Source organism: Pontibacter coccineus (genome assembly GCF_030546575.1).
GTDB classification, from domain to species: domain Bacteria; phylum Bacteroidota; class Bacteroidia; order Cytophagales; family Hymenobacteraceae; genus Pontibacter; species Pontibacter coccineus.
The window spans coordinates 225818-250162 of sequence record NZ_JAUOTN010000002.1 but is presented as its reverse complement, the minus strand read 5'-3'; the positions used below and the strand labels follow the sequence as shown (position 1 = coordinate 250162).

At 51.4% G+C, this 24345-nt stretch carries 25 protein-coding genes; 18 read left to right on the top strand and 7 right to left on the bottom strand.

All coding sequences use genetic code 11. The features are described from left to right. Positions 1-10: 10 nt before the first annotated feature. The 6 genes from Q4E40_RS05045 (at position 11) to Q4E40_RS05020 (ending at position 6372) form a co-directional block, all read left to right on the top strand. On the top strand, positions 11-349 hold the full coding sequence (locus tag Q4E40_RS05045; protein WP_040574303.1) for an STAS domain-containing protein: 339 nt from the start codon (positions 11-13) through the stop codon (positions 347-349). After that, a complete protein-coding gene (locus Q4E40_RS05040; protein WP_303410428.1) occupies positions 342-752 on the top strand; it encodes an ATP-binding protein in 411 nt (136 codons plus the stop codon). The genes Q4E40_RS05045 and Q4E40_RS05040 overlap by 8 nt, the downstream gene beginning before the upstream one ends. Before the next feature lie 164 nt (positions 753-916). After that, on the top strand, positions 917-3226 hold the full coding sequence (locus Q4E40_RS05035) for a peptidylprolyl isomerase (RefSeq protein WP_303410427.1): 2310 nt from the start codon (positions 917-919) through the stop codon (positions 3224-3226). Between the two features lie 36 nt (positions 3227-3262). Beyond that, a complete protein-coding gene (locus tag Q4E40_RS05030; RefSeq protein ID WP_303410426.1) occupies positions 3263-4639 on the top strand; it encodes a peptidylprolyl isomerase in 1377 nt (458 codons plus the stop codon). An 8-nt stretch (positions 4640-4647) separates the two neighbouring features. Further along, positions 4648-5613: an AAA family ATPase gene (locus Q4E40_RS05025; RefSeq protein ID WP_303410425.1), complete on the top strand. Its 966-nt coding sequence runs from the start codon at positions 4648-4650 to the stop codon at positions 5611-5613. Positions 5614-5940: 327 nt separating this feature from the next. After that, entirely contained in the window at positions 5941-6372 is a 432-nt protein-coding gene (locus Q4E40_RS05020) for a hypothetical protein (protein ID WP_303410424.1), read from the top strand. Between the two features lie 79 nt (positions 6373-6451). On the opposite strand, the gene Q4E40_RS05015 is transcribed toward Q4E40_RS05020, so the two are convergent. After that, positions 6452-7318, bottom strand: coding sequence for an SDR family NAD(P)-dependent oxidoreductase (locus Q4E40_RS05015; RefSeq protein WP_303410423.1), 867 nt, complete (start codon positions 7316-7318; stop codon positions 6452-6454). A 181-nt stretch (positions 7319-7499) separates the two neighbouring features. Here Q4E40_RS05015 and Q4E40_RS05010 point away from each other — a divergent pair, with 181 nt between their 5' ends. Then, positions 7500-8129 (top strand): GNAT family N-acetyltransferase, encoded by a 630-nt coding sequence (locus tag Q4E40_RS05010; protein ID WP_303410422.1) that lies wholly within the window; start codon positions 7500-7502, stop codon positions 8127-8129. A 5-nt stretch (positions 8130-8134) separates the two neighbouring features. On the opposite strand, the gene Q4E40_RS05005 is transcribed toward Q4E40_RS05010, so the two are convergent. Beyond that, positions 8135-9247, bottom strand: a complete 1113-nt coding sequence (locus Q4E40_RS05005; RefSeq protein WP_303410421.1) for a hypothetical protein — start codon at positions 9245-9247, stop codon at positions 8135-8137. Positions 9248-9443: 196 nt separating this feature from the next. Between Q4E40_RS05005 and recA the strand changes: the two genes are divergently transcribed. From recA to Q4E40_RS04980, 5 genes are all read left to right on the top strand, one after another. Beyond that, on the top strand, positions 9444-10487 hold the full coding sequence (recA, locus tag Q4E40_RS05000) for a recombinase RecA (protein WP_116541516.1): 1044 nt from the start codon (positions 9444-9446) through the stop codon (positions 10485-10487). Positions 10488-10662: 175 nt separating this feature from the next. Further along, the gene (locus Q4E40_RS04995) at positions 10663-11475 is read left to right on the top strand and encodes a DUF3108 domain-containing protein (protein ID WP_303410419.1); all 813 of its coding nucleotides are present in this window, start codon (positions 10663-10665) and stop codon (positions 11473-11475) included. A 196-nt stretch (positions 11476-11671) separates the two neighbouring features. Then, entirely contained in the window at positions 11672-12367 is a 696-nt protein-coding gene (locus Q4E40_RS04990; protein ID WP_303411067.1) for a response regulator transcription factor, read from the top strand. A gap of 3 nt (positions 12368-12370) precedes the next feature. Then, on the top strand, positions 12371-13414 hold the full coding sequence (locus Q4E40_RS04985) for a sensor histidine kinase (RefSeq protein WP_303410418.1): 1044 nt from the start codon (positions 12371-12373) through the stop codon (positions 13412-13414). Between the two features lie 251 nt (positions 13415-13665). Then, on the top strand, positions 13666-14379 hold the full coding sequence (locus Q4E40_RS04980; RefSeq protein ID WP_303410417.1) for an RluA family pseudouridine synthase: 714 nt from the start codon (positions 13666-13668) through the stop codon (positions 14377-14379). Between the two features lie 200 nt (positions 14380-14579). Here Q4E40_RS04980 and Q4E40_RS04975 read toward each other — a convergent pair whose 3' ends face one another. After that, positions 14580-15560: an NAD(P)H-quinone oxidoreductase gene (locus Q4E40_RS04975; protein ID WP_303410416.1), complete on the bottom strand. Its 981-nt coding sequence runs from the start codon at positions 15558-15560 to the stop codon at positions 14580-14582. A gap of 200 nt (positions 15561-15760) precedes the next feature. Between Q4E40_RS04975 and Q4E40_RS04970 the strand changes: the two genes are divergently transcribed. From Q4E40_RS04970 to tsf, 6 genes are all read left to right on the top strand, one after another. Further along, the gene (locus tag Q4E40_RS04970; protein ID WP_303410415.1) at positions 15761-16126 is read left to right on the top strand and encodes a BlaI/MecI/CopY family transcriptional regulator; all 366 of its coding nucleotides are present in this window, start codon (positions 15761-15763) and stop codon (positions 16124-16126) included. Position 16127: 1 nt separating this feature from the next. Continuing rightward, complete coding sequence (locus Q4E40_RS04965) at positions 16128-18341, top strand: M56 family metallopeptidase (RefSeq protein WP_303410414.1); 2214 nt, start codon at positions 16128-16130, stop codon at positions 18339-18341. Positions 18342-18541: 200 nt separating this feature from the next. After that, complete coding sequence (rplM, locus tag Q4E40_RS04960) at positions 18542-18991, top strand: 50S ribosomal protein L13 (protein WP_303410412.1); 450 nt, start codon at positions 18542-18544, stop codon at positions 18989-18991. A 6-nt stretch (positions 18992-18997) separates the two neighbouring features. Then, positions 18998-19384: a 30S ribosomal protein S9 gene (gene rpsI, locus Q4E40_RS04955; protein WP_116541526.1), complete on the top strand. Its 387-nt coding sequence runs from the start codon at positions 18998-19000 to the stop codon at positions 19382-19384. A 21-nt stretch (positions 19385-19405) separates the two neighbouring features. Further along, positions 19406-20173, top strand: a complete 768-nt coding sequence (rpsB, locus tag Q4E40_RS04950; protein WP_116541527.1) for a 30S ribosomal protein S2 — start codon at positions 19406-19408, stop codon at positions 20171-20173. Positions 20174-20395: 222 nt separating this feature from the next. Further along, a complete protein-coding gene (gene tsf / locus Q4E40_RS04945; protein ID WP_303410411.1) occupies positions 20396-21229 on the top strand; it encodes a translation elongation factor Ts in 834 nt (277 codons plus the stop codon). Between the two features lie 94 nt (positions 21230-21323). Here the strand turns inward: tsf and Q4E40_RS04940 are convergent, their stop codons facing one another. The 4 genes from Q4E40_RS04940 to Q4E40_RS04925 form a co-directional block, all read right to left on the bottom strand. Further along, complete coding sequence (locus Q4E40_RS04940; protein WP_303410410.1) at positions 21324-21641, bottom strand: hypothetical protein; 318 nt, start codon at positions 21639-21641, stop codon at positions 21324-21326. Between the two features lie 113 nt (positions 21642-21754). After that, complete coding sequence (locus Q4E40_RS04935) at positions 21755-21997, bottom strand: hypothetical protein (RefSeq protein WP_188501587.1); 243 nt, start codon at positions 21995-21997, stop codon at positions 21755-21757. Between the two features lie 64 nt (positions 21998-22061). Further along, a complete protein-coding gene (locus Q4E40_RS04930; protein WP_303410408.1) occupies positions 22062-23882 on the bottom strand; it encodes a MutS-related protein in 1821 nt (606 codons plus the stop codon). A 28-nt stretch (positions 23883-23910) separates the two neighbouring features. Continuing rightward, positions 23911-24336 (bottom strand): RidA family protein, encoded by a 426-nt coding sequence (locus Q4E40_RS04925; protein WP_076669329.1) that lies wholly within the window; start codon positions 24334-24336, stop codon positions 23911-23913. Between the last annotated feature and the right edge of the window lie 9 nt (positions 24337-24345).

The following is a 24345-nucleotide window of genomic DNA, read 5'->3' as shown; positions in this document are numbered from 1 at the left end:
AAGGATGCCGATGAAAATTACTAACCAAATCAAAGACACGACGATCATCATCACCCTGGATGGTGAACTGGACGCAAGCTCATCTGTAATGCTCGATGAAGCGCTTTCCGACCCCGAGATCATGACCTACAGCAAGATACTGGTAGACTGCAAAGACCTGAACTACATATCGTCTGCCGGCCTTGGGGTGTTCATCTCGCACCTGCAGCGCTTTGAGGATGCACAGATCAAACTCATTTTCTACAACATGCAGGACAAAGTGCGCAACGTATTCGAAATCCTGGGCCTCGACCTGCTCATGACCATCGTTTCGGATTACGAGGAAGCCATGACCATTGCTGATGAATAATAAAATTACAGTTAGCTGTACTAAAAAAAATCTGAAGCAAATACGGGACTTCGTGACGGAGTATCTGGCAGCGTATACCCTGACAGACATCCAGATGAACCAGATCGTATTGGCCGTGGATGAGATATGCGCCAACCTCATCATCCATGCCAACAGCGAAGACCCGTCCAAAAGCATTTCCCTCTTCATCACGGAGAAGGCGGGCATGCTCAAATTCGAGATCGTCGACAACGGGGTGGCCTTCCGCCGCTCTGAGTATAAAGAGCCCAACATCGAAGAGCACATCCGGGTCGGAAAAAAGGGGGGCGTCGGCATCGCCCTCGTCAACCGCATCATGGACCGTGTGGAATTTGAGACTAGCGACAGCCAGAACACCTGCTTCCTGTACAAAAAAATTAAATAGGGCTGAACTGCACACTTTTAGCGCCCCGCGTCCGTTATCCGGAACGAAATCGCATGCAATAGGATTATAGTGGTACTTTTTGACTAATCTGTCAGAAAAATTAACTAAAATTGCATGATCTGACCTCGTCAGGGCAAAACCAAGCGTTAGTTTATCATCTATTTATGCGCAGCAATCAACTACTTGTTGCGGCAGCGGCCCTTGTTATGGCCGGCTGTACCGCAACTAAGAAGAATGACAAGCAGGAACCTATCATTGCGACCATTGGATCCCAACCTATCTACACATCCGAGTTTCAGTATGTGTATGAGAAGAACAACGGGGGCAATGAAGACGCCTATACCCGCCAGAGTGTAAGCGAGTACCTCGACCTCTATACCCGGTTTAAACTGAAGGTGATGGAAGGCGAGGGCCGTGGCCTGGACACCACTGCCGCTTTTAAGCGCGAACTGGAGGGCTACAAAGAGCAGCTTGCACAACCCTACCTCACTGAAAAGAGCGTGACCGACCAACTGGTGCGGGAAGCTTACGAGCGCCTGAAACAGGAGGTAAACGCATCGCACATACTGCTGGGCCTGCCAAACGACCCGAGCCCGCAGGACACCCTGGCTGCCTACAACCAGGCCCTGGAGCTGCGCAAGCGGCTCGAGGCCGGTGAGGATTTCGGCAAGCTGGCCCGTGAGTTTTCTCACGACCCATCCGCCAGCGAGAACGGTGGCAACCTGGGTTATTTCACAGCCATGCAGATGGTGTACCGCTTCGAAGACGCCGCCTACAAAACACCGGTTGGCCAGATCTCGCAGCCGGTTCGCTCCCGTTTTGGCTATCACCTGATCAAAGTAAACGACAAACGTGCCGCGCAGGGCGAAGTGAAAGTGGCCCACATCATGGTGCGCGCCACGCCGGGCATTCCAAAGGCAGACTCGCTGGCTGCCAAGCAGCGCGTGGACGCCATTTACAAGCGTGTGCAGCGCAACGAGAACTGGGACCGCCTGGCGGCTGAGTTTTCGGAAGACGCCAACTCTGCCGCCAACGGCGGTGAACTGCCCTGGTTCGGTACTGGCCGCATGATTCCGTCTTTCGAGGAAGTGGCATTTGCCCTCAAGAAAGAAGGCGAAGTGGCCCCTCCTGTCCTGACACCCTATGGCTGGCACATCATCAAGCTGCTCGGCAAGCAACCCATCCCTTCGTTCGAGGACATGGAGCAAAACCTGCGCAACAAGATCGCCAAGGACTCCCGATCCGAGCTCAACAAGGCGGCCTTCCTAAAGCGCATTAAATCAGAAAACAACTTTACCGAAGACGCTACTGTCAAAGCCGCGGCTTTAAGCAAGGCGACAGACGACCTGCTGCAAGGCAAGTGGGATTTTGATGCCGCCGACAAAACGCTGAAGAACAACTTGTTCACGATTCAGGGCAAGCCTTATACCGTAGCCGACTTCTATACCTACGTGAAAGCGGAGCAGCGCCCGCGCATGGCCGGCACTCCGCAACACCACATGAACTCGCTCTACGACAACTTTGTGCAGAAGAGCCTGCTGGCGTATGAGCGTGCTAACCTGGAGAACAAATACCCTGACTACCGCATGCTGGTACGTGAGTACCACGACGGCATCCTGCTTTTCCAGTTGATGGACGAGAAGGTATGGTCTAAGGCGGTGGAAGACACCACTGGACTGAAGGCATTTTTTGATCAGAACCGCGACAAGTACCAGTGGAAAGAGCGTGCGCACGCCACCGTGATCAGTGCTGCCAATGCGGAACTGCTCAACAAGGCCCAGCAGCAGTTGAACGATCGCCGCTACGAGGTACGCAACGGCAAACCAGCCGACATTTCGTTTGAGACAAACAGCGCCACGCCGGATCAGGCAAGTATAGCGCGCCTGAACGAACTGGCTGACCGCCTGAGCAATAACCCGAACCTGACGCTGGAAGTGAACGGCCATGCCGACGCACGTGAGGCAGCGGGCAAGCGCAACCTCTCTGCTGAGCGCTCCAAAGCCATTGTCGCCTACCTGACCAAGCGTGGCGTACCAGCCAGCCAACTCAGCGCCAAAGCTCTGGGCAAGACAAAGCAGGCCGCCGCTGACAATACCGAAACCGGTCGCCGCCGCAACAGACGCGTATCGTTCACGCTTTACTCGCCTGAACTAAGCGTGCTGGCCGAAAACCTGAATGCCGGCAACCCGCTGGGTGTGCAGATCACAGAGAAGAAATTCCAGAAAGGCGAGAACAAAGCTGTAGACGCTGTGAAGTGGGAAAAGGGCACTTACAACACCGAACTGAACGGACGCCAGTACCTGGTGATCGTGCACGATGTGCTGGCTCCTGCTCCGAAGCAGCTTTCCGAGGTGAGAGGCCAGGTAACGGCCGACTACCAGAACTACCTGGACGAGCAATGGGTAAAGCAGCTGCAGGAAAAAAATCCGGTTAGCGTTAACCAGACAGAGGTCGATAAAATCATCAGAAAATAAAGCGGGTCCGCAACAAGAGAACCGATAGAAGCTAACATGCATAACACAACCCATAAAACGAAAACCCTGGCCCTGCTACTGCTCAGCCTGATCACAGCCTTTACAACAGCTACGGCACAGGCGCCTACCCAGAAGAAACTGGATGGCATCATAGCCAAGGTAGACAACCACGTGATCCTGCGATCGGAGCTTGAGTTCAGCTACCTGCAGTTCCTGGCCCAGAACAAACAGCAGCCGAGCGCGCAGACCGAGCCCATGAAGTGCGAGATTCTGAAATCGATGGTGCAGGAGAAGCTGTTGCTGGCCCGTGCCGAGATCGACTCTGTTGTAGTGGAAGAAACTGCCATAACCGGCGAACTGAACCGCAGAATTGATTACCTGGCCTCGCAGGTAGGCGGTACAGAGCGTCTGGAACAATATTATAACAAGAGCGTGAAACAACTGCGCGACGAACTGCGCCGCTCTGTTCGCAACCAGATGGTATCGGAAAAGATGCAGCGCGAGATCACTGACAAAGTAACCGTAACCCCGAAAGAGGTACGCCGCTATTTCAACCAGATCCCCGCTGACAGCTTGCCTTACTTCTCGAGCGAAGTGCAGCTGAGCCACATTGTGAAGTATGCCGAGGTGAGCCGCCAGCAGAAGCAGGCAGCCCGCCAGAAGCTGGAAGCACTGCGTGCCCGCATTGTGGCCGGGGAAGATTTTGCCACATTGGCAAAAGAACACTCAGAAGACCCGGGCTCGGCAGAAGCAGGCGGAGAGCTTGGTTTCTTCAAGAAAAAAGAACTGGTGCCGGAGTACGAAGCTGCTGCGCTGCGCCTCGAGCCAGGCCAGATGTCGAACGTAATCGAGTCGATGTTCGGTTTTCACCTGATCCAGCTGATCGAGCGCAAGGGTCAGGAGTTCAACACACGTCACATCCTCATCAAACCTGAAACTGCCCGCGTGGATGTGCAGGACGCGATCGCCGCACTGGACAGCGTGCGCACCCTCATCGTGAACGACAGCATCAGCTTTGCAAAGGCTGCCAAAGAATTTTCGGACGATAAGAACACAAAGGACAACGGAGGTACCATCATCAGTCGTATGACGGGTAATTCGTACATCCCGATGAATGAAGTGGAGCCAGGTATTTTCTTCGTGATCGACACCATGAAAGTGGGTGACGTGTCGAAGCCGGTGACCTTTACCACGCCTGACGGCAGAGAGGCAGCCCGTATCATTATGCTTCGCTACAAATCGACTCCTCACGTGGCCAATATGAGCGACGACTACCAGAAGATAGCCGCCGCCGCTCTGGCGCAGAAGCGAGACAAGGCTGTGGATGAGTGGTTCCGAAAGAACATGGACACCGTGTTCATTGAGATCGACCCGGAGTACGACCAATGCAAAGTGCTTGACTTAACGCAATAGACACCTACATGAAGCAGTATACCTCTGACAAAGAAGCAGCCGACGCGCTGCACCGGTCCTACCACGACCTCACTTCCGAAATATCAAAAGTGATCGTAGGACAGGAAGAAGTCGTGCGCCTGGTGCTCACAGCTGTTTTTTGTCAGGGGCACTGCCTCTTGGTTGGCGTGCCGGGCCTTGCCAAAACCCTCCTCATCCAGACCATCGCCTCCTCGCTCGACATGTCTTTCAGCCGGGTGCAGTTTACCCCGGACCTGATGCCGAGCGACATTGTAGGGGCCGAAACGATGGACAAGGACCGTAATTTCAACTTCGTGACGGGCCCCATCTTCGCCAACATCATTCTGGCGGATGAGATAAACCGCACACCTCCTAAAACGCAGGCGGCCCTGCTGGAGGCCATGCAGGAGTATGCCGTAACCGTTGCCGGCAAGCGCTACGAACTGCCCCGCCCCTTCTTCGTGCTGGCCACTCAAAACCCGATCGAGCAGGAAGGCACCTACCCCCTACCCGAAGCACAGCTCGACCGTTTCATGTTCAACATCACGTTGGGCTATCCGAGCTACGAGTCGGAACTGCAGATTGTGAAGAACACAACCGGCGCTGCCCGTGTGGCCCTCGACAAGATCCTGCACGCTGATGACATCCTGGCTTTCCAGCAACTGGTGCGCCGCGTACCGGTGGTGGACAATGTGGTGGAGTATGCCGTGAAACTGGTGCACAAAACCCGTCCTAACACAGCGATGGGATCTGAACGAGCCAGCCAATACCTCGAGTGGGGTGCCGGACCACGGGCCTCGCAGCATCTGATCATCGGGGCAAAGTGCAACGCCCTGCTCAACGGCAAATACTCACCTGATATAGAAGACGTGCAGGCTGTGGCCTTGCCCATTCTCCGTCACCGCATCGTGCGCAACTTCAGAGCCGAGGCAGAAGGTATAACAGTGGAGCAGCTGATACAGGAGTTGTTATAAATTAAATTGTTAAATTGTTGATGGTTAAATTGTTGATTGTATAGAATTTCTCAGGTATACCTTCAGCTAGCTGAATGCAGTTGAAAGTTAAACCAGAGACGTGCCCTATTCTACTTTTCAGGTATACAGGGTTTCAACAATTTAGCAATTTAGCAATTGAACAATTAAACCATTCAACTACCAGCAACTGACAATCAGTAGCCTAAGCTTTCAACCACTTAACAATTCAGCCATTTAGCAATTTAACCTACCAACAATTTAGCAATCTAAGCTTATTGGTGTAATTTTGCGCCTGTACTGATTTTTTGACACAATACCCTGAAACCTATGGAGGCGGCAGCACTATACGTTCGCTTTAAAGAAAACCTGGCCACGATCATCGGAGCCCTGAACAGCAAACTGGAGGTTCGCTCCATGCCTTACAATGTATCTATTCCGCTGGAGGTAGACCTGCTAGCCGACATTCTGCGTTTGCACGGCCTTGAGTTCAAATCTGAAACGACCGGGGCAGCCCGCCTGGAGGATTTCACGCGTTGGTTTGAGCAAAACGAGAACACGGTGATGGATACACTGCAGCGTGTGATGGAAGACAAAAAAGCTTACATGAAAACGGCAGGCGGTGTCATCCTGCAGAAAGAAATGCTGATCCGCAGGCTGGAGTATTTCAACGAAACGGCCCATACCCTGCAGGTGATGATGCGCCAGCAGCAGCTCAACAGCCCGAAACACTTCAAGTACCCATTCCTCCTGAATCAATAGCCCTCGGCTATACCTGATAAAAGCAAAGCGCCCGCAGTCCTATACCTGCGGGCGCTTTGATTATTATACCTGGGAGTGCTTATTTATTCCGGATGGAGGTATGGCCCTCTTTAGAGTGCTCTAGGTCCAGCTTACCTTTGGGCTGTTCCTTCATACTCGAGTCCGCTTCCTCTCCTACCGGGCCTTTTGCCACCGTGATGCCCCCATCTACCATATAGAGCGCACCTGTCACATATGAGGCTTCGTCTGAGGCCAGGAAGCAGTAAACGTTCGCCACTTCCTCCGGGCTGCCTCTGCGGCCCATGGGCGTGGCACCTTTCATGGTCTTCACCATTTTGCCATCCATCGGGCCGGTACTCTCATGCGTCCAGGCGGTGTCAATCGGTCCCGGGCCCACGATGTTGACCCTTACCCCGAACTGCGCCTGCTCCACGGCCAGTCCTTTCATAAAGGCATGAATAAAACCTTTGGTGCCACCGTAGGGTGTGTTCTGCGCTATACCTATCACGCCAGCCTCCGATCCGGCCGACACGATATTTCCTTTCGTCTTGTGCAGTTCGGGCAGCGCGGCCTTGCTCATGGCAAAGGCCGACTTGATGTTGTTCTTGATCATATAGTCCAGGGCTTCTTCGGTGTAGTCCTGCAGCAGATTTACCTCCGGGAAAACGCCGGCATTGTTGACCAGGATGTTGAGCTGTCCATATTGCTTCACCGCCAAGTCAACACAGGCCTTCGCATTGGCTGCCGTAGAAATGTCGCCGGTATAGGCGATCGCTTCTCCTCCCTCCTTTTGGATTTCCTTCGCTACATCCTCCACGGGGTCCTCGGGGAAGCCCGCCACCACGACGCGGGCTCCTTCTTGCGCAAATTTCTTGCAAATGGCCTCTCCTATACCTGTTCCGCCGCCCGTTACGATGGCGACTTTGCCTTCCAGTCTGTTTTTCATAGATCAATGGTTAAAGTTTTTAGCACATACCTTGTATCATCCTATAACGGCCGCAACTCGTGGTCGGTTGGTACCGGCCAAGGCAATGAAGATTATCCTTACATTTTTGGCTGAATAGCGTATGACAGACAAAGCTGGAGCGGCAACAATCCACCTGTTCCATTAAAACGAAACGACACCTATGAGCTTTTTATACAATACCCTGCCAGATGCTTTTGACGAACAGCTAGTGACAGATCACCTGGTCATCAGGCCGTATGCAGAAGGCGATGAGCAGGAGTTTATGCGCCTCATTCAGGAAGATACATCTGCCTTAAGACCTGCCTTTATCGGAAGAGTGGCGCGTGTGCGCGTACTGGAGGATGCACGCACGCAGCTGGCCCAGCTGCGCACGGACTGGGATAACCGCAAGCAGTTTGATTTTGGGGTGTGGCTTCGGGAAAGTAACACGTACATTGGCGATATCACGCTCAAGAACATAGACCGTTCCGTGCCGAAAGCGGAGGCCGCCTTGTACTTCACCAGCTGGTCCGACATGCTGGACCTGGCGCAGGAGGCTTTCAGGGCGGTGCTTCACTTTGCGTTTGAAGACGTGAAGCTCAACAAGGTATACATGCGCTGCACACAGTATAATAATGGATGTGCCCGGCTGGCCGAGAGCTGCGGCTTTGTGAAAGAAGGTGTGCTGAGGAGCGACTTCAGGGGGGCTGATTCCGAGGAGCTCCTCGACATAAGCTATTACGGCATGACGCGCGACGATTACGAACAATCCACCCAGCTCAAAGAGCGCAATTCCCAGGCGGCGGTATAAGCCTTTTACTTACGGGGCCTCGCGACAAAAAAGTCCGTATCGAACGTCAGGTAGATGGCGTTCGAAAATTCCAGTTTCGGATCATCAAGATCGACCACAGGCTCCAGGCGCAGCGTCAGAGATAGGTCCTCCATTATTTCGATGTCTTTCATCAGGCGCAGGATCAGCAGGTGCCGGTCTTCCTGAATGTAGTCAGGGTTCTTGTAGGTTGTGGAAGCCGACTGAAATAATTTGCCACCCAGCTCCGTAATATACCCGTCTCCACGCCAATAGCTCAGCATCACATCCTGGTATTTGGTGTCTATACCTGCGTTCAGGTATACGGCAGCACCTTTTGTGAAAGGCAGTTGAAACGTATTGGAGAAGTCATTGAAACCGAGCAGGTAGTTCTTCGTGTATACCCGGTGGAGTACGCGGTGGGGCAGTTGCCGCTCCAACTCAAAGCCTACGGCGGCATTGAACACGGTCAACAGCGGCAAGGGAGAGCTGTCGATCTGGCCGCCCTTGTGCTGCGCTGTGAACTGCACAGGTATAGCCAGGCGCAAGGTGTCGCCCTCTACTCTGCCGGGTTTGTTGAGCAGGCGTATGGCGGAGCTGATGCCGCCGGCCACTTCCTCCCGCACCGGGTCAGCCGGGTAGATCATTTTGCTCCAGTCGATCCAGGCATCCAGTTTTACCCGGTGGGTGTTCAGTAAAAACTGCAGGCCGTTCTCCAGCCGGTCATTGATCACCCGCTCAAAATCGTATAGCGGCTCCACATAACCATGGCTGATGTTACCCTCCAATGTGCCGAACACAAAAGCCCAGTTTTCCTGCTGCCACTTTACGGTGAAGGTCGGTTGAAAGTCCTGATAACCTGAACTGCCAAAGTCCTTCCAGATAAAAGCGCCCGCATCAATTCGCACGGAAGCAGATGGGTAATAGCTCACCCGGGGCATCAAATGGTAGCCAAACAAGGTATAGCCGTCGGCTATTCTATTAAAGTACTCGTTGTTTTTAGAAAAGCCAAAGGCGTGCAGGCCAATTCTAATCTGGTTAGCATTTTCAGGATTAACAGGTATAGCCAGCTTCAGTGCGTCGTTGTTTAGTTGACCGTAGGCTAAAGAGCTGTATAGCACAGCAAACGCGCAAAATAAAAGCCTGAAATATATCATAAAAAAGCATGTAAGATGGCACAAAAGCCGGTCGGTATATGTTGTAACAAGACGGCCATAATCAACTAAAATATTTAGCAAAATACCTGCTACTTTTTTTGCAAATTGATTTTGAACGTCGTAATTTCACATCAATATAAAGCTATTTAATTAAACACACATGAGCGTAAGCAACGAAAAACTAAAAGCCCTGCAGCTGACGATAGACAAGCTTGACAAGACTTACGGTAAAGGTACCGTTATGAAGTTGAGCGACAACAAAGTGGAAGATATTCCGGCTATCTCTACCGGCTCGCTTGGACTTGACATTGCTTTAGGAATTGGCGGTTTGCCGCGCGGCCGTGTCATCGAAATCTACGGTCCTGAATCGTCTGGTAAAACCACGCTTACCATGCATGCCATTGCAGAGGCGCAGCGCGCCGGTGGTCTGGCCGCCTTTATCGACGCAGAGCACGCATTCGACAAGGCATACGCCGAAAAACTTGGAATAGACACTGAAAACCTACTGATCTCGCAGCCTGACAACGGTGAGCAGGCCCTGGAGATCGCCGATCACCTGATTCGCTCCGGCGCGATCGATATTATTGTAATTGACTCTGTGGCCGCCCTCGTACCGAAAGGCGAACTGGAAGGCGACATGGGTGACAGCAAAATGGGTCTTCAGGCTCGTTTGATGTCGCAGGCATTGCGTAAGCTGACCGGCACGATCAACAAAACCGGTTGCTGCTGTATCTTCATCAACCAGCTTCGTGAGAAGATCGGTGTGATGTTCGGTAACCCGGAGACTACTACCGGTGGTAACGCCCTGAAGTTCTACGCCTCTGTGCGTCTGGATATCCGTCGTATTGGCCAGATCAAAGAGTCTGCCGATAACATTACGGGTAACCGTACCCGCGTGAAGGTGGTGAAAAACAAAGTGGCGCCTCCGTTCAAAGTGGTAGAGTTCGACATCATGTATGGCGAAGGTATTTCTAAAGTTGGTGAGATTCTGGACCTGGGCGTTGAGCTGGGTGTGGTGCAGAAGTCTGGCTCGTGGTTCTCTTACAACGGCGACAAGCTGGGTCAGGGACGCGACGGTGTGAAGCAGATCCTGCTTGACAACCCGGAGCTGCAGGAGGAGATCGAAGCCAAGATCAGAGCCATTGTAAAAGGCGAGCCTGAGAAGGTGGCCGCAGCATTGGAAGATCTGAGCGGCGCGGAATGAACATTGTTCCCGACTAACAAATAATCAAAAAAGGTGCTGCCCTGTGTAGCACCTTTTTGCATTTTAAGTTGTTGGTAGTGTGAAGACAACTTATTATCTTTAGAGTAAGGGCCCGCAGTTGGTATAATAGTTGATATTGGAGATACTATAAAACACTGTAAGTCTGAAACTGCATATGAAGAAGATTTTTCCAGCGATAATATTGGCCATCATGGTGCTTTCTGGCTTCGCAGCCAAAGAGTCACTTCGCACTATTCCCAACGAAAGCTTTAGTGCAGGCGAACTGCTCAAGTATAAAGTGCATTACGGCCCTATCACAGCGGCTGAGGCTGTAATCGATATCGCACCTAACCTGCACCGCATCAACGACAGGCCGACTTATAAAGCCACCGTATATGGTAAGACCAGCAGCTCGTTCGATCTGTTCATCAAGATTCGCAATACCTACCAGTCTTACATTGATACAGCCGCCATTCTGCCGCACCGCTCTTTCCGTAATATTGAGGAGGGCAGCTACCGCAAGCGCGAAACCGTCGATTTTAACCACTATACAAATACGGCTCAGGTAGAATCGAAGAAAAAGAACAGAGACAAAAGGCAAAGCAGCCATAAGATTCCTTCCGGTGCCCAGGATATTGTGAGTGGTTTTTACTACCTGCGCACCCTCGATTACGACCGCTACAAGCCGGGCGACAAGTTTACGGTTAAGGGATTCTTCGATGAAGAGGCATTCGACATGGTAGTCACTTACCAGGGCCGCGAGACGATTAGCACCAAAGCTGGGGCCTTTAGAGCGATCAAGCTGGTGCCGCGCATGCCAAAAAACAAGCTGTTCAATGGCGAGGATGCCATTACGGTATACCTGTCAGATGACAAAAACAAGATACCGGTACTCATCTCCGCTAATATGTTTGTGGGATCTGTAAAAGTGGATCTGTATGAACACAGGAATCTAAAGCATAAACCTGCCCTTGTGGCCCAGAAGTAAATGAAAAAACCAGCTTAGACAGCTGGTTTTTTCATTTGCTGAAAAGCGAATGTTAAGAAACTATTATGTTTGTCAGCAAGCGACTTCCATACCTTCCGGAATGGTATCTTTGTATTGAAATGGAAGCCACTGAATGGTCTCCGACGCTAGCTATACCTGCCTGTTGGTAAAGGCAGGAGAACCTAATCCTAAAGACGTGCAGACACCCAACCAAGCCCAATACAAGATACTGGTAGTTGACGATGACCCGGATATCATAGAATTGCTGCAGTACAACCTGGCCCGCGAAGGCTACGACGTAGCCCAGGCCGAAAATGGCAAAAAAGCGATCGAGGTAGCGCATGCATTTAAGCCTGACGTGATCCTGATGGACGTGATGATGCCGGTGCTGGACGGTATAGCCGCCTGCCGCCAACTACGCGAAGAGCAGGATTTCCGTCAAACGCACATTATTTTCCTGACTGCCCGATCAGAGGAGTTCTCTGAGGTAGCCGCCTTCGATGCGGGCGCTGATGACTTTATCACCAAACCGATAAAGCCGCGTGCGCTCCTGAGCCGCCTGGCAGCCTACGCCCGCCGCGATGCGCAGCAGGAAGAACAGGAGCAGGTGATCGAGATCGGTGGTTTGCGGATAGACCGCACCAGCTTTGCTGTGTACAAGGGCGAAGAGAAAATCACGCTCCCTAAAAAAGAATTTGAACTTTTAGCCTTCCTGGCAGCTACTCCTAACAAGGTGTTCACGCGCGAAGAGCTGCTCAACAACGTGTGGGGGAGCGACGTGTATGTGATCGCCCGCACCGTGGACGTACACATTCGGAAAGTGCGCGAGAAGATTGGCGACGATCAGATCAGGACCATCAAGGGGGTAGGCTATAAGTTTAACACTGACTAAAACATGAATTTAAACTCCCGTACGCTTGCCCTTTTGGTATCCCTGGCAGTGGCCCTTGTGCTCACTGCCTTTTTGGCTTTAGCCAGCTACTTTTCCTCACGGGGCTTGATGGCGGCACTTGTACTGGTTTTCATCTGCTGCTTCCTGCTGATCTATTTCTCTTACGAGGCGCTTGTGTTCCGCGAGATCAAAAACGTGTACTCCAGCCTAGAGAAAATAAAGAAGCAGGAGTACCGCAAGGCAGAGGGCCGCTCCATGTTCACGGCCGACCCCCTCCGAAAAATAAAGGACGACATCTTCAACATAGCCGAGCGCAAGCAGCAGGAAATTGACGAACTGAAACACTTGCAGGTAATGCGTCGCGAGTTTCTGGCTGATGTGTCGCACGAGCTCAAGACCCCGATCTTTGCCGCGCAGGGCTTTATCCATACCTTGCTCGACGGTGCCATGGACGATCCCGATGTGCGCGACAAGTTTCTGCAGAAAGCGGCTAACAGCCTCGACGGCCTCGATACCCTGGTGCAGGACCTGATCAGCATATCGCAGTTCGAGAAGGGCGTTGTGAGAATGGAGAAGCAGGACTTCGACGCTGTGCAGCTAGTTCGGGAAGTTTTTGAACAGCTGGAGCAAAAAGCCAGTAAAAGCCAAACAAAACTGCATCTGGTGGATGTGAATCCTGACGAGAAAGTGATGATTCACGCCGACCCTAATCGTATCCGCCAGGTGTTCATCAACCTGGTGGACAATGCCATCAAATACGGTCATGAAGGCGGCAATATCTGGGTTTCGTTCACAGAAGGCCGTAAGCGCTTTACCATTACCGTGAAAGACGACGGCCCGGGTATAGCCCAGGAGCACATCAACCGCATATTCGAGCGCTTCTACCGCATCGACAAGAGCCGCTCCCGCGACAAAGGCGGCTCAGGCCTCGGCCTGGCCATTTCCAAGCACATCATCGAAGCCCACCGCTCCTTCATCGCCGTCAAGAGCGAGCTCGACAAGGGCACTACACTTCGGTTTAAATTGCTAAAGGCGAAGGTTAATTAATTGAATTGTTAAATTGTTGATGGTTGAATTGTTGCGATCCCAAAACGATTAGGCGGGTATAACTTTGGATGATGTGCTTGATTGAATAGAAAAACGAAGGCTATACCTTATTCACCTTTAGGCGATCAACAATAAGCAATTAACAATTCAACCATTTGGAATCCCAACAATCAACACCCCCGCCAAAAATGCGTATCTTTGCGGGCTGTGTGGCTAAGGTATAGCTGCGCGCATTAACGATACAGTTCAGCATGAGATACCCGGTTTTTAAAGACCTGATTATATTTGAGAATGAGGACTTTCTGGTGGTGAACAAGCCGCCTTTTCTGGCCACGCTCGAAGACCGCACTCCGAATACCACCAACCTGCTCAAGCTTGCCAAGCAGCACAACCCTGAACTGCAAGCCTGCCACCGCCTCGACAAAGACACGTCGGGCTGCCTGGTATTTGCCAAAAATCCGGAGGCCTACCGCCACGTATCGATGCAGTTTGAGCACCGTGAGGTATACAAGGTGTACCATGCCGTGGCCTGGGGCACGCACAAGTTCGAAGACCAGCTGGTGGACCGCTCCATACTAGCGGGCGCCAAAGGTGTCGCCAAGCTCACACCGCAGGGCAAACCCGCCGAAACCTACTTCACGACGCTGGAGAACTACAGCCGCCATACCTTGCTGGAGTGTATGCCCGTAACAGGTCGCCTGCACCAGATACGCGTGCACCTGGCCTTTTTGGGAGCACCGATTGTAGGAGACAAACTGTACGGTGGCGAGGACCTATACCTGAGCACACTGAAGCGCAAGTTCAACCTCAAGCAGCAAACCGAAGAGCAGCCGCTGATCAAGCGCTTTGCGCTGCATTCGCACGCCATCGGCTTTAGGCTGATGAACGAGGAGCCGATCAAAATTGAGGCACCTTACCCGAAGGACATGGCTGTGCTGATCAAACAACTCAGACAGTACAATTAGACTTTGACAAAGGACTTATCGACAAAGGACAAAAGAAGCTCCGGGAAACCGGTTTCTTTTGTCCTTTGTGCTTTCAGCTCACCAGGCCGCCCGTCTATACCTATACCTATAATCTGCTGGTACTAACCCTTTATTACTCTGTACCAAATACTTCTTTATCAAATAGTCCTTTGGCAAAAGCTCTTTTGTCAAAATAAAGATCAACTCACCCGCAGCACAATCTTCCCGATGTTCTTATTGGCCTCCATGTAGCGGTGCGCCTCGGCTACATCGGCCCAGTCGAATACGGAGTCCACTACCGGCTTAATCGTACCGTTCTCAAACAAAGGCATCGCAAAGGCGGCCATGTCTTGCGTGAGTTTGATCTGGTAGTCGCGGGTACGGGAGCGCAACGTGGATCCGATCAGTTGCAGGCGTTTGGTTAGTATTTTGCGCAGGTCGAAGTCTTCTACCTTGCCGCCGCCTAAACTCGCCAGCAGTACCATCCGGCCATCCAGGCGCAAACACTCAATGTTTTGCCTGAAGTAGGGCCCCGCGATAAAGTCCACGATCACGTCCACTCCTTCGGAATTGGTATAGGCCAGCACTTCGTCTTCGAACGGCACCTCTTTGTAATTGATGGCTTTGTGCGCCCCCAGGTCCAGGCAGGCTTTAACTTTGCTTTCAGAAGCCGTTACCAGCACCTCGGCCTCCAGGGCGCGGGCCAACTGTATACCTGCCGTACCTACGCCACTGGCCCCAGCATGAATAAGCAGCCGCTCGCCTGGCTGTAGTTTTCCCAGCCAGGAGATTGCCTGCCAGGCCGTGAGGAAGACCTCGGGTATAGCGGCTGCGGCCTCCATGCTCAGGTTATCAGGTATAGCCATGGCCATTTCTTCGTGTATCACGGCGTACTCGGCATAGCCACCGCCCGGCAGCAGGCCCATCACTTTGTCACCTTTCCTGAAACGGGTGCAGCTTATACCTGCCTCCACCACCTCCCCGGCTATTTCGAGGCCCAGCAGCGGACTTTCTCCCTTCGGGGGCGGGTATTTACCCTGGCGCTGCATGGTGTCGGCACGGTTGAGCGCAGTGGCATGCACGCGCACCAGCAACTCGTACGGTTTGGGCAACGGCTGTTCGTACTCCCCCAGCGCCAGTTGCTCTGGTCCGCCGGGCTGCTTTACAAGTATGGCTTTCATATCAGTTAGTTAGGTTTTGGTTGTGGCTATACCTTAAGACGCCAGCCAAAATTAGATGTTTCTTTCTTCCTCGCAAAACAGCCTCTGCTCGCCGTATAAGCACTACTATACCTAGACGGTAATTATTTTCAAGAAATATAAGCTCAAACACTTGACCTTATTACGAAACTTTCGTAACTATACGAAAACATCGTAGAACTATGGAAAAGCTGACACAACAAGAAGAGGAAGCCATGCAGGCGATTTGGTCGCTGGATGGGGGCTTTATCAAAGAATTTCTGGAGAAGCTTGAGGAGCCGAAGCCGCCTTACACCACGCTGGCCTCTACGGTGAAGAATCTGGAGAAGAAAGGCTTTTTGCAGAGCGAGAAGTTTGGCAACACCTACCGCTATACCCCGGCCATCAAAGAAGAAGACTACAAGAAGCGGTTTATGAAGGGCTTTGTGGGCGACTACTTCAAGAACTCCTACAAAGAGCTGGTGGCCTTTTTTGCCCAGGAAAAGCAGATCAGCGCGGAGGAGCTGAAGGAAATCATCCACATGATCGAGAATAAAAAATCAGAATAATATGCCTGCCCTGCTCCTATACCTGCTGAAAGCGAACGTGGCCCTGGTGCTCTTTTACCTAGCCTACCACCTGGTGCTGCGCAAGCTCACGTTCTACCACCTCAACCGGCTTTTCCTGGTGTTCGGCATCCTGTTCTCTGCGGTCTATCCGCTGATAGACCTCACGGAGCTGTTCAGCCGGCACGAAGAGCTAGCCGTGGTGCAAAGCTATGCCGTCGTTATACCTGCCTGGACCCCAACGGCTATACCTGCGCAGGCCGCATTCGACTACTGGCTTATACCTGTTGCCCTGTTCTGGCTCGGCTGCGGATTGATGCTGCTGCGGCTGGCCGTGCAGTTTGTCTCGCTCTACCGCATACACCGCGCCTCGGTGCCCGCCTCTTATCATGGGGTGGAATTCCGAAAAGTGCCAGGCATCAGCGAAGCCTTCTCGTTCTGGAAAACCATCTACCTGAACCCGGCACAGCATCAGTCGCCCGAACTGGAGTCGATCCTGCGGCACGAGCAGATACACGTGAACGGCTGGCACACCCTGGATGTGCTGCTGGCCGAGCTGAGCACCGTGTTTTACTGGTTCAACCCGGGCGTATGGCTCATGAAGCAGGCCATGAAAGAAAACCTTGAATTTATAGCCGACCAGCATGTTGTAAATGCTGGCGTCGACCGAGTAGCTTACCAGTACCTCTTACTGAAAGTTGTGGGCGCCACACAACCTCAGATTGCCAATCAGTTTAATTTTCCATCACTTAAACGAAGAATTGCCATGATGAACAAAATGCCCACAAGCAAGGCAAACCGGCTCAGACTGCTGGTTGTGCTGCCGCTCATAACTGTGCTATTGGTCGCCTTCCGGAGCGCCTCGCAGGAGGATATTTCCTCTATGACGGAAACCATATTCCTGGAAGAAGCTACACAGGCTCCTACAGACCCCAAAGATGAATACGCCGCCTTCTATGCGCGAAACCCCGAGGTAAGCCGAATTTCCTGGAGATCGAACAGGAAAATAGTAGTGGCACTGAAGTCCGGTGCTGAGGAAACCTATACCTTCGGTGACAAGCAGAGCATGGCCTCGGCCGAGCTGAAGTATGGCGAAATGCCCAGCGCACCACCCGTTGCCAGAAGGGACAATCCGGATCAGGATGAACCCTACATCTTGAAGCTAGAGAACATCGGCTATTACGATGACAAAGCGAACTGGCCTGAGGATTACAAGGATTTTCTGAAGCGTCATCCCAATGTAAAGGAGGTAGCCTGGAAGTTTGACAACAGCAGGAACAAGAATCTGGAATCAATCATCATCTACCTCAAAAACGGGAAGACAGAAACCTACGATTACAACAAAAGCCAGCGCATTCCGGCTGCCGAGGCAAAGTGGGGCCAACTTCCTTTCCTGCCACCTCCGCCACCCCCTGTACCGGCTGCGCCAGATGCACCAGATGCACCACCTGCTCCACCGGCCCCTAACAAGGAAGAAGACGTTATAGCAGAAGTAATACTGCCCGTGGAGAAACATTACTTCATTGATGGGGTAAAGTCTAACATAGAAGCAGCACGAGCCATAGCGCTTGATAAGGAGTCTGTTCATAGCATGAGTACATTCAGGGGCGAATCTGCTCAAATACTTTTAAATGATAAAACTGCTACAGGGGTAGTTTCCATTATCACAAAGCAAAACAAGGACTCCCGTCAGGTACAGGAATTCAACAAGAAACTGAAAAATCTGCCTTCGCCACCGCTAGCTATGCCGAAGGCACCACCTGCACCAGGAACGCCACCTCCGCCCCCTGCGCCCGGCAAAGAAGCAGTCCCACCCGTACCTCCGGCACCAGCAGGAGAGCGGTTGCCTCCTCCGCCACCGCCAACCAGGTATGAAGGCCCTGCTATACCTAAGGCAGGTGGAGCCAGGCTGGTGGAAACAGACGAGTATGTCACTTATTTCCTTTGGCCAGCAGAAATCACGAAACGGGAGCTGGAAGCGGCACAAAAGGCATTCAACGAAAGTAACTTCGATTTAACTTTCAATGAGAAATATGCAGGCGGAAAAGTTAGCAGCCTGAAAATCGAGCTTGCTTCCGGAGACAAGAAGTCCCGCGCCAATGCCACTTATAATGCGGAGGCCTTAAAAAGCATTCTGGATGCAGACAACATCGTGATAGTACAAGGCAACAAGAAAACTGGGGAGGTGCGTATAGCAACCACACTTGCACCGAGATAAGGGTTATAAATAATAGATTAGCTTACAGGCGGTGGCGCAGCTCTGTGCCACCGCCATCTTTTTTAGTATCCCCCTGTATTCCAGCATATTTCTACACCAAGTATTGCATATCAAATAAAGAGTTCCTATCTTTGTGACCATTTTTCAAGAACCCTCGAGAGAAAATTAATTGTTAAATAAATCGCTTACAACCACCAAAAATGGATCATTTAAGTTATAAGACCCTTACTGTCAATAAGAAGACAGCCAACAAAGGCTGGGTGATTATTGATGCAGGGCAAGGAAGCTTGGGTCGCGTGGCATCGGAAGTTGCCAAGATCCTCAGAGGCAAGAACAAGCCTTCATTCACGCCAAACGCTGACTGCGGTGACAACGTAATCATCATCAATGCTGATGATACGCGTTTCACAGGACGCAAGTGGGATCAGAAGTATTACCTGTCGCACACTGGTTACCCAGGTGGTCAGCGCAAGACTACTCCACGTGAATTAAAAGCTAAATCCTCTACTTTGCTAGTAGAGCGTGCAGTTCGTGGCATGTTGCCTAAAGGCCCTCTAGGCAGCGAGCTATTCAGAAATCTTCATGTTTTTGCAGGAAGTGAGCATCCTTTCGGAGCTCAGCAGCCTAAAGAATTAACCCTCAACATCTAATAATTAATGGAAGTTATCAATACATCTGGTAGAAGAAAAACCTCGGTGGCTCGTATCTACATGACGGCCGGGCAAGGGAATATCACTATTAACGGTAAAGATATCAAGGCGTACTTCCCTGACGAAGTACTGCAAACTATTGTGAATCAGCCGTTTCAAACCTTAGAACTAATTGGCAAGTACGATGTTACTGCCAACTTAAAAGGTGGTGGTGTAAGCGGCCAGGCTGAAGCACTTAGACTTGCTATATCTAAAGCACTGGTAGTAGAAAACGCCGAGACTAAATCTGCACTCCGCAAAGAAGGATTCGTAACCAGAGATCCTCGCATGGTGGAGCGTAAGAAGTTCGGTAAGCGCAAAGCGCGTCGTTCGTTCCAGTTCAGTAAACGTTAATATTAAAGGTGTATCAACAACATGGCAAGTACTAATTATAAAGAATTACTTGAGGCAGGTGTTCACTTCGGTCACCTTACCCGCAAGTGGGATCCGAAAATGGCTCCGTACATCTTCATGGAGAAGAACGGAATCCACATCATTGACCTGAACAAGACGCTGGTTGCCCTTGACGAAGCTACTTCAGCTATCAAGAACATCGCCAAGTCTGGTCGCAAAATCCTTTTCGTAGCTACTAAAAAGCAGGCCCAGGACATCGTTGCGGAAGAAGCACGTCGTCTGAAAATGCCTTATGTAACTGACCGTTGGTTGGGTGGTATGCTGACGAACTTCGCCACTGTGCGCAAGTCGCTTAAGAAAATGTCTACCATCGACAAGATGGTGAAAGACAACACCGCTTATGCAGCAATTGCAAAGCGTGAGCGTCTGATGCTTTCTCGTGAGCGTGAGAAACTGGAGCGTGTACTGGGTGGTATTGCCGACCTGTCTCGCCTGCCAGCTGCTCTGTTTATCGTGGACGTGAAGCGTGAGCACATTGCCGTGAAGGAAGCACAGAAGTTGAACCTGCCTGTATTCGCAGTTTGCGATACAAACTCTAACCCAGAGACGGTTGACTTCCCAATTCCAGCAAACGACGATGCTTCCAAGTCTATCGCTCTTATCGTGTCTATCATCGGTAAGGCTATCGAAGAAGGTCTGTCTGAGCGTAAAGTAGACAAAGAAGAGACTGAGCGTAAGCGTTCTGAAGAAGAAGGCATCAAAGCCAAGCAGGAAGCTGACGAGCAATAATCTCGCATGCATATAGCATAGTCAACAAACTGAACATTGGGCTCAAAAGCTTCAATGTTCAGTTTGTTTTAGGGCAAATCGGAAGGAAACAGGCTTTTTGACACAAGCAATTCTGACAAAAGACAAAGACGGGAACTCTACGTTGCCGTTCTATACCTTCCTACAAGGCTCCTCCCAAACTGAATACAACATTTATAATTCTTAATTCTTAATTATAAAAAGATGGCTATTACAGCACAAGACGTTAACAGACTTCGCCAGGAAACTGGTGCAGGTATGATGGATTGCAAAAAAGCACTTACGGAAGCCAACGGTGACTTCGAAGCTGCTAAAGATATTCTGCGCAAGCAAGGCCAGAAGATTGCCAGCAAGCGTGCTGACAATGCTACTTCTGAAGGTATCGTGTTGACAAACGTAAGCGCAGACGGTTCTACTGGTCGCGTAGTGGCATTGGCTTGCGAAACTGAGCCGGTATCTAAGGTTGAAGACTTCAAGAACCTGGCTAACACTGTTCTGGAGGCTGCTGTTTCTACTAACGCTACTTCTAAAGAAGAATTGCTAGCTGCTCCTCAGGCTGACGGTCGTTCGCTGCAGGACCACATCACGGATCTGATGGGTAAAATCGGTGAGAAGATCGACGTGGTTTCTTACGAGACTGTGAAGGCTGAGAAAGTGGTAGCTTATAACCACTCTAACGGTAAGTTGGGTGTATTGGTAGGTATGAACAACACCAGCGGTACAGACGTGACTGAAGTTGGCAAGGACATCGCGATGCAGATCGCTGCCATGAAGCCAATTGCGCTGGACAAAGACGGCGTTGACGCTGCTACTATCGAGCGTGAGATCGAGATCGGCAAAGAGCAGGCGCGTCAGGAAGGCAAGCCAGAGCAGATGCTGGAGAAGATCGCTCAAGGTAAACTGAACAAGTTCTACAAGGAGAGCACTCTGTTGAACCAGGAGTTCGTAAAAGACTCTTCACTTACTATCTCTCAGTTGCTTGAGAAAACAAGCAAAGGTTTGACTGTAACTGAGTTCAAGCGTGTAGCGATCGGTTAATCTGCTTTAGCAACTATATTAAAAAAGGCTCTGAGAAATCAGAGCCTTTTTTATTTGTCTATACCTGTAGAATCCAAAGAAATGCTACTCAGCCTTAAAACAGATGCTGCATGAAAGCTGGTGTTCGGACCAAACCTGTCAACATCATGATCACGACAATGGCTATCCCAAAAGCAAAGCGGAGCAGATAGCTCCTAAGCGCTGGCTGCCCCATTTGCTGCTGCTGGTACAGGCGCAAGACAACACCCGCAAGTGCAACTGTCAGGCCTGCATATAGAAAGATGGAATTAGAAGTGGCTTCATAATTCACTATGCCCAGTGAGCGTAGCATATTGGGCCACATCATCAGGGCTAAACCGCCATAGATCAGCAGTTGGGTTACTAAGGTGTTTTGCAGTATCAGTTTCTTCATCGCTTGTCTGGATTATCAGATTAGAATGCTCTCGCCAAAGAATAGACAGAAGTAAATATACATCTAAATGATTCAAGTCCAAACCTTTAGAAGGCTGATCATCCTCCATAATCTTAGCTATTCCGCCTGACCGTGCTCACAAAGGCGTCACGCATGTCCTGAAAACGATTGACAACGGCCTCGATAAAATCCTCGTCCAGTAAGGCCATAGCGCCTTCGTCTCCCGCTACTTCGGTTTCTTCTATCTTATAAATCTGCTCCAGGTTGGCTTTCTCCAGTTTCAGGATGTACTTGTTGTTATAGGAATGCAGCGTGATCTTCACGTGCGGGTTGGGAATGTCGGCTACTACTCTCATAGGTTTATGTGCTGGTTAAATGTGTTGGTATGCTAACGTAAAATCAGGCGGCAGGTACACACCGCTACCCTGCCGCGTCGGTCCGCTCCATCTCTATACCCATCAGCTGCATCAGCTTGCTGGCATTAAAACTGCGGCAGATACCCCGGTGCAAGGTATAGTCGAAGAGGATCTTGTCGCCCTCGATGGTGCTGTTGAAGCTGAAGTTCTCCACACTGCCCGGCAACTCCTGCTCCATGGCGCCCAGCTCCAGGTCGTGTGTCGAGATAAGGCCGGAGGCGGTGCGGCGGTGCAGCTGGCGGATAAGGGCCATCGCGCCGGCGTGGCGGTCGCGGGAATTGGTACCTTTGAGTATCTCATCTAAAAGGTAAAAGACCGGCTCCTCTCCTTCGGTCATGTTCAGCAAAATACGAAGGCGCTTGAGCTCGGCGTAGAAAGAAGAGGTATTCTCTGCCAGGTTATCGGCGGTACGCATGGCCGTGTATACCTGTGCGGGGGCCACTGCCAGGCGGCGGGCGCAAACGGCTGCTCCCATAAAGGCCAGCACCATGTTGATACCTACCGTGCGCAGGAAAGTCGTCTTCCCGGACATATTCGAGCCCGTGACCACAATGGTTTTGCCCGCTCCCTGCATCCGGAAATCATTGGCGATACGCTCCACCGAAAAAATAAGCGGGTGCGCCAGTCGCTCAGCATCAAACTCGAAAGGTATAGCGCTCAACTCAGGTATAGCGAAATGCGGCTGTGCGTACTGATAAGCTGCCATGCTGGACAACGCTTCGAACTCTGCCAACAGATCAAGGCTATTCTCTACCTGGTCCAGATGTGCTGCTTTCCAGGACTCAATCCGGTAGATCCACACAAAATCCCACATCAGAATGGTATTCAGGAAAAAGCTCATCAGGGTGCTGAGTCGCCACGAGAAATAATCGATGATGGTGGCTACCTTGCCAATCGCCACAGAAGCAGGCGTGCTACCTTTGTAGAGACGTGTCCTGATTTCTTCCAGAAGCGGCGCCTGAAAAGTATGTGCCTCCAGGTGCCGTAGTTGGTCGGTATAGCTTTGCATGGCCTCGTACATGCCGATGCTTTTGTCGTAGTAATCGTCGCGCGCCTTCTGGAACTTGAGACCCAACAGATACTGGATAGCCAGAAAGCCGACCGCAATGTAGCCGGAATAGCCGTAGAACCAGGCCGCAATCGAAGCTAGAGTCAATATAGGCAGCACAAACACCAGGAGCTTCAGCCAGGGATGCGCTTTGTACAAGTCCTGTGCACGTAGCCAGTCAAAGAACTCTTGTGTGTTTGTCTCGGTATGCTGGTAGTGCATGGGCTTCACGATGGCCTGCTGCAGCCATTCTTGCTGGTCAGGTTGGGCCAGTTCTGCCACTGCTTCCTGTCTGCGCTGTATCACAGGTATAGGTGCCCCTTGCTGAAACCACTGAGCCAACCGCAGCTTCCCGATGCTGGTCACGGAGCGGTTCATCAGCTGGAAAAGCGAATCCGGACCGAAGATATCCAGGTCGGAGGTATAGGGATGCTGGTCGTCTTTGAAGGCGTTACCCCCGTCGAAGGTATGGAGCTTGCCCTGTAGCCGGTCGATCTCCTGCAGGTTGAGTTTGCTGAGCAACTGCAATTGCCTATACCTGTAGTCTAGCCGGCTGTGCCAGCGCATCACCAGTATAAAAAGGATGTAGAACCCCACGATGCTGATAATGCCTGCGCTGGTGTTGCCGTCCCTGAAAAAGAGCCAGGCCGCAATAGCGCCCGCTACGAACACCACCACCCTCAACCACGACACCGACTTTGATTTGCCGGCCGCTTTCTGTTCTTGTTCCGCGTAGGCCGCGGCCCGCTGCTTAAATTCGTTTTCTCTGCTGTTCACGTATCGCTGTTCTGTTTGCAGGTATAGCCTAGTCGATTGTGGCGATGCACTTCAACTCAATGGCAATGGGCGTTGGCAATTTGTTGATCTCCACAGTGGTGCGGCAAGGCTGGTTGTCCTTGAAATACTCAGCGTAGATGCGGTTGTAAGTCGCAAAGTCATCTTTCATGTTGGTCAGGTATACAGTCACGTCCACCAGGTTTGCCCAGCTCGATCCGGCGTCTTCCAGTATGTAACGCACATTCTGGAACACGGAGCGGCACTGCGTCTCAATGTCGTACGAAGTAATGTTGCCTGCCTCATCCAATTCCACACCGGGGATCTTTTTAGTGCCCCGCTCCCTTGGTCCAACGCCAGACAGGAACAAAAGATTGCCCACGCGGCGGGCATGCGGGTATAACCCCACCGGCTCCGGGGCTTTCGAGGAGTTGAGAAGCTCTTTGTCGTTTGTCATATTCAAATA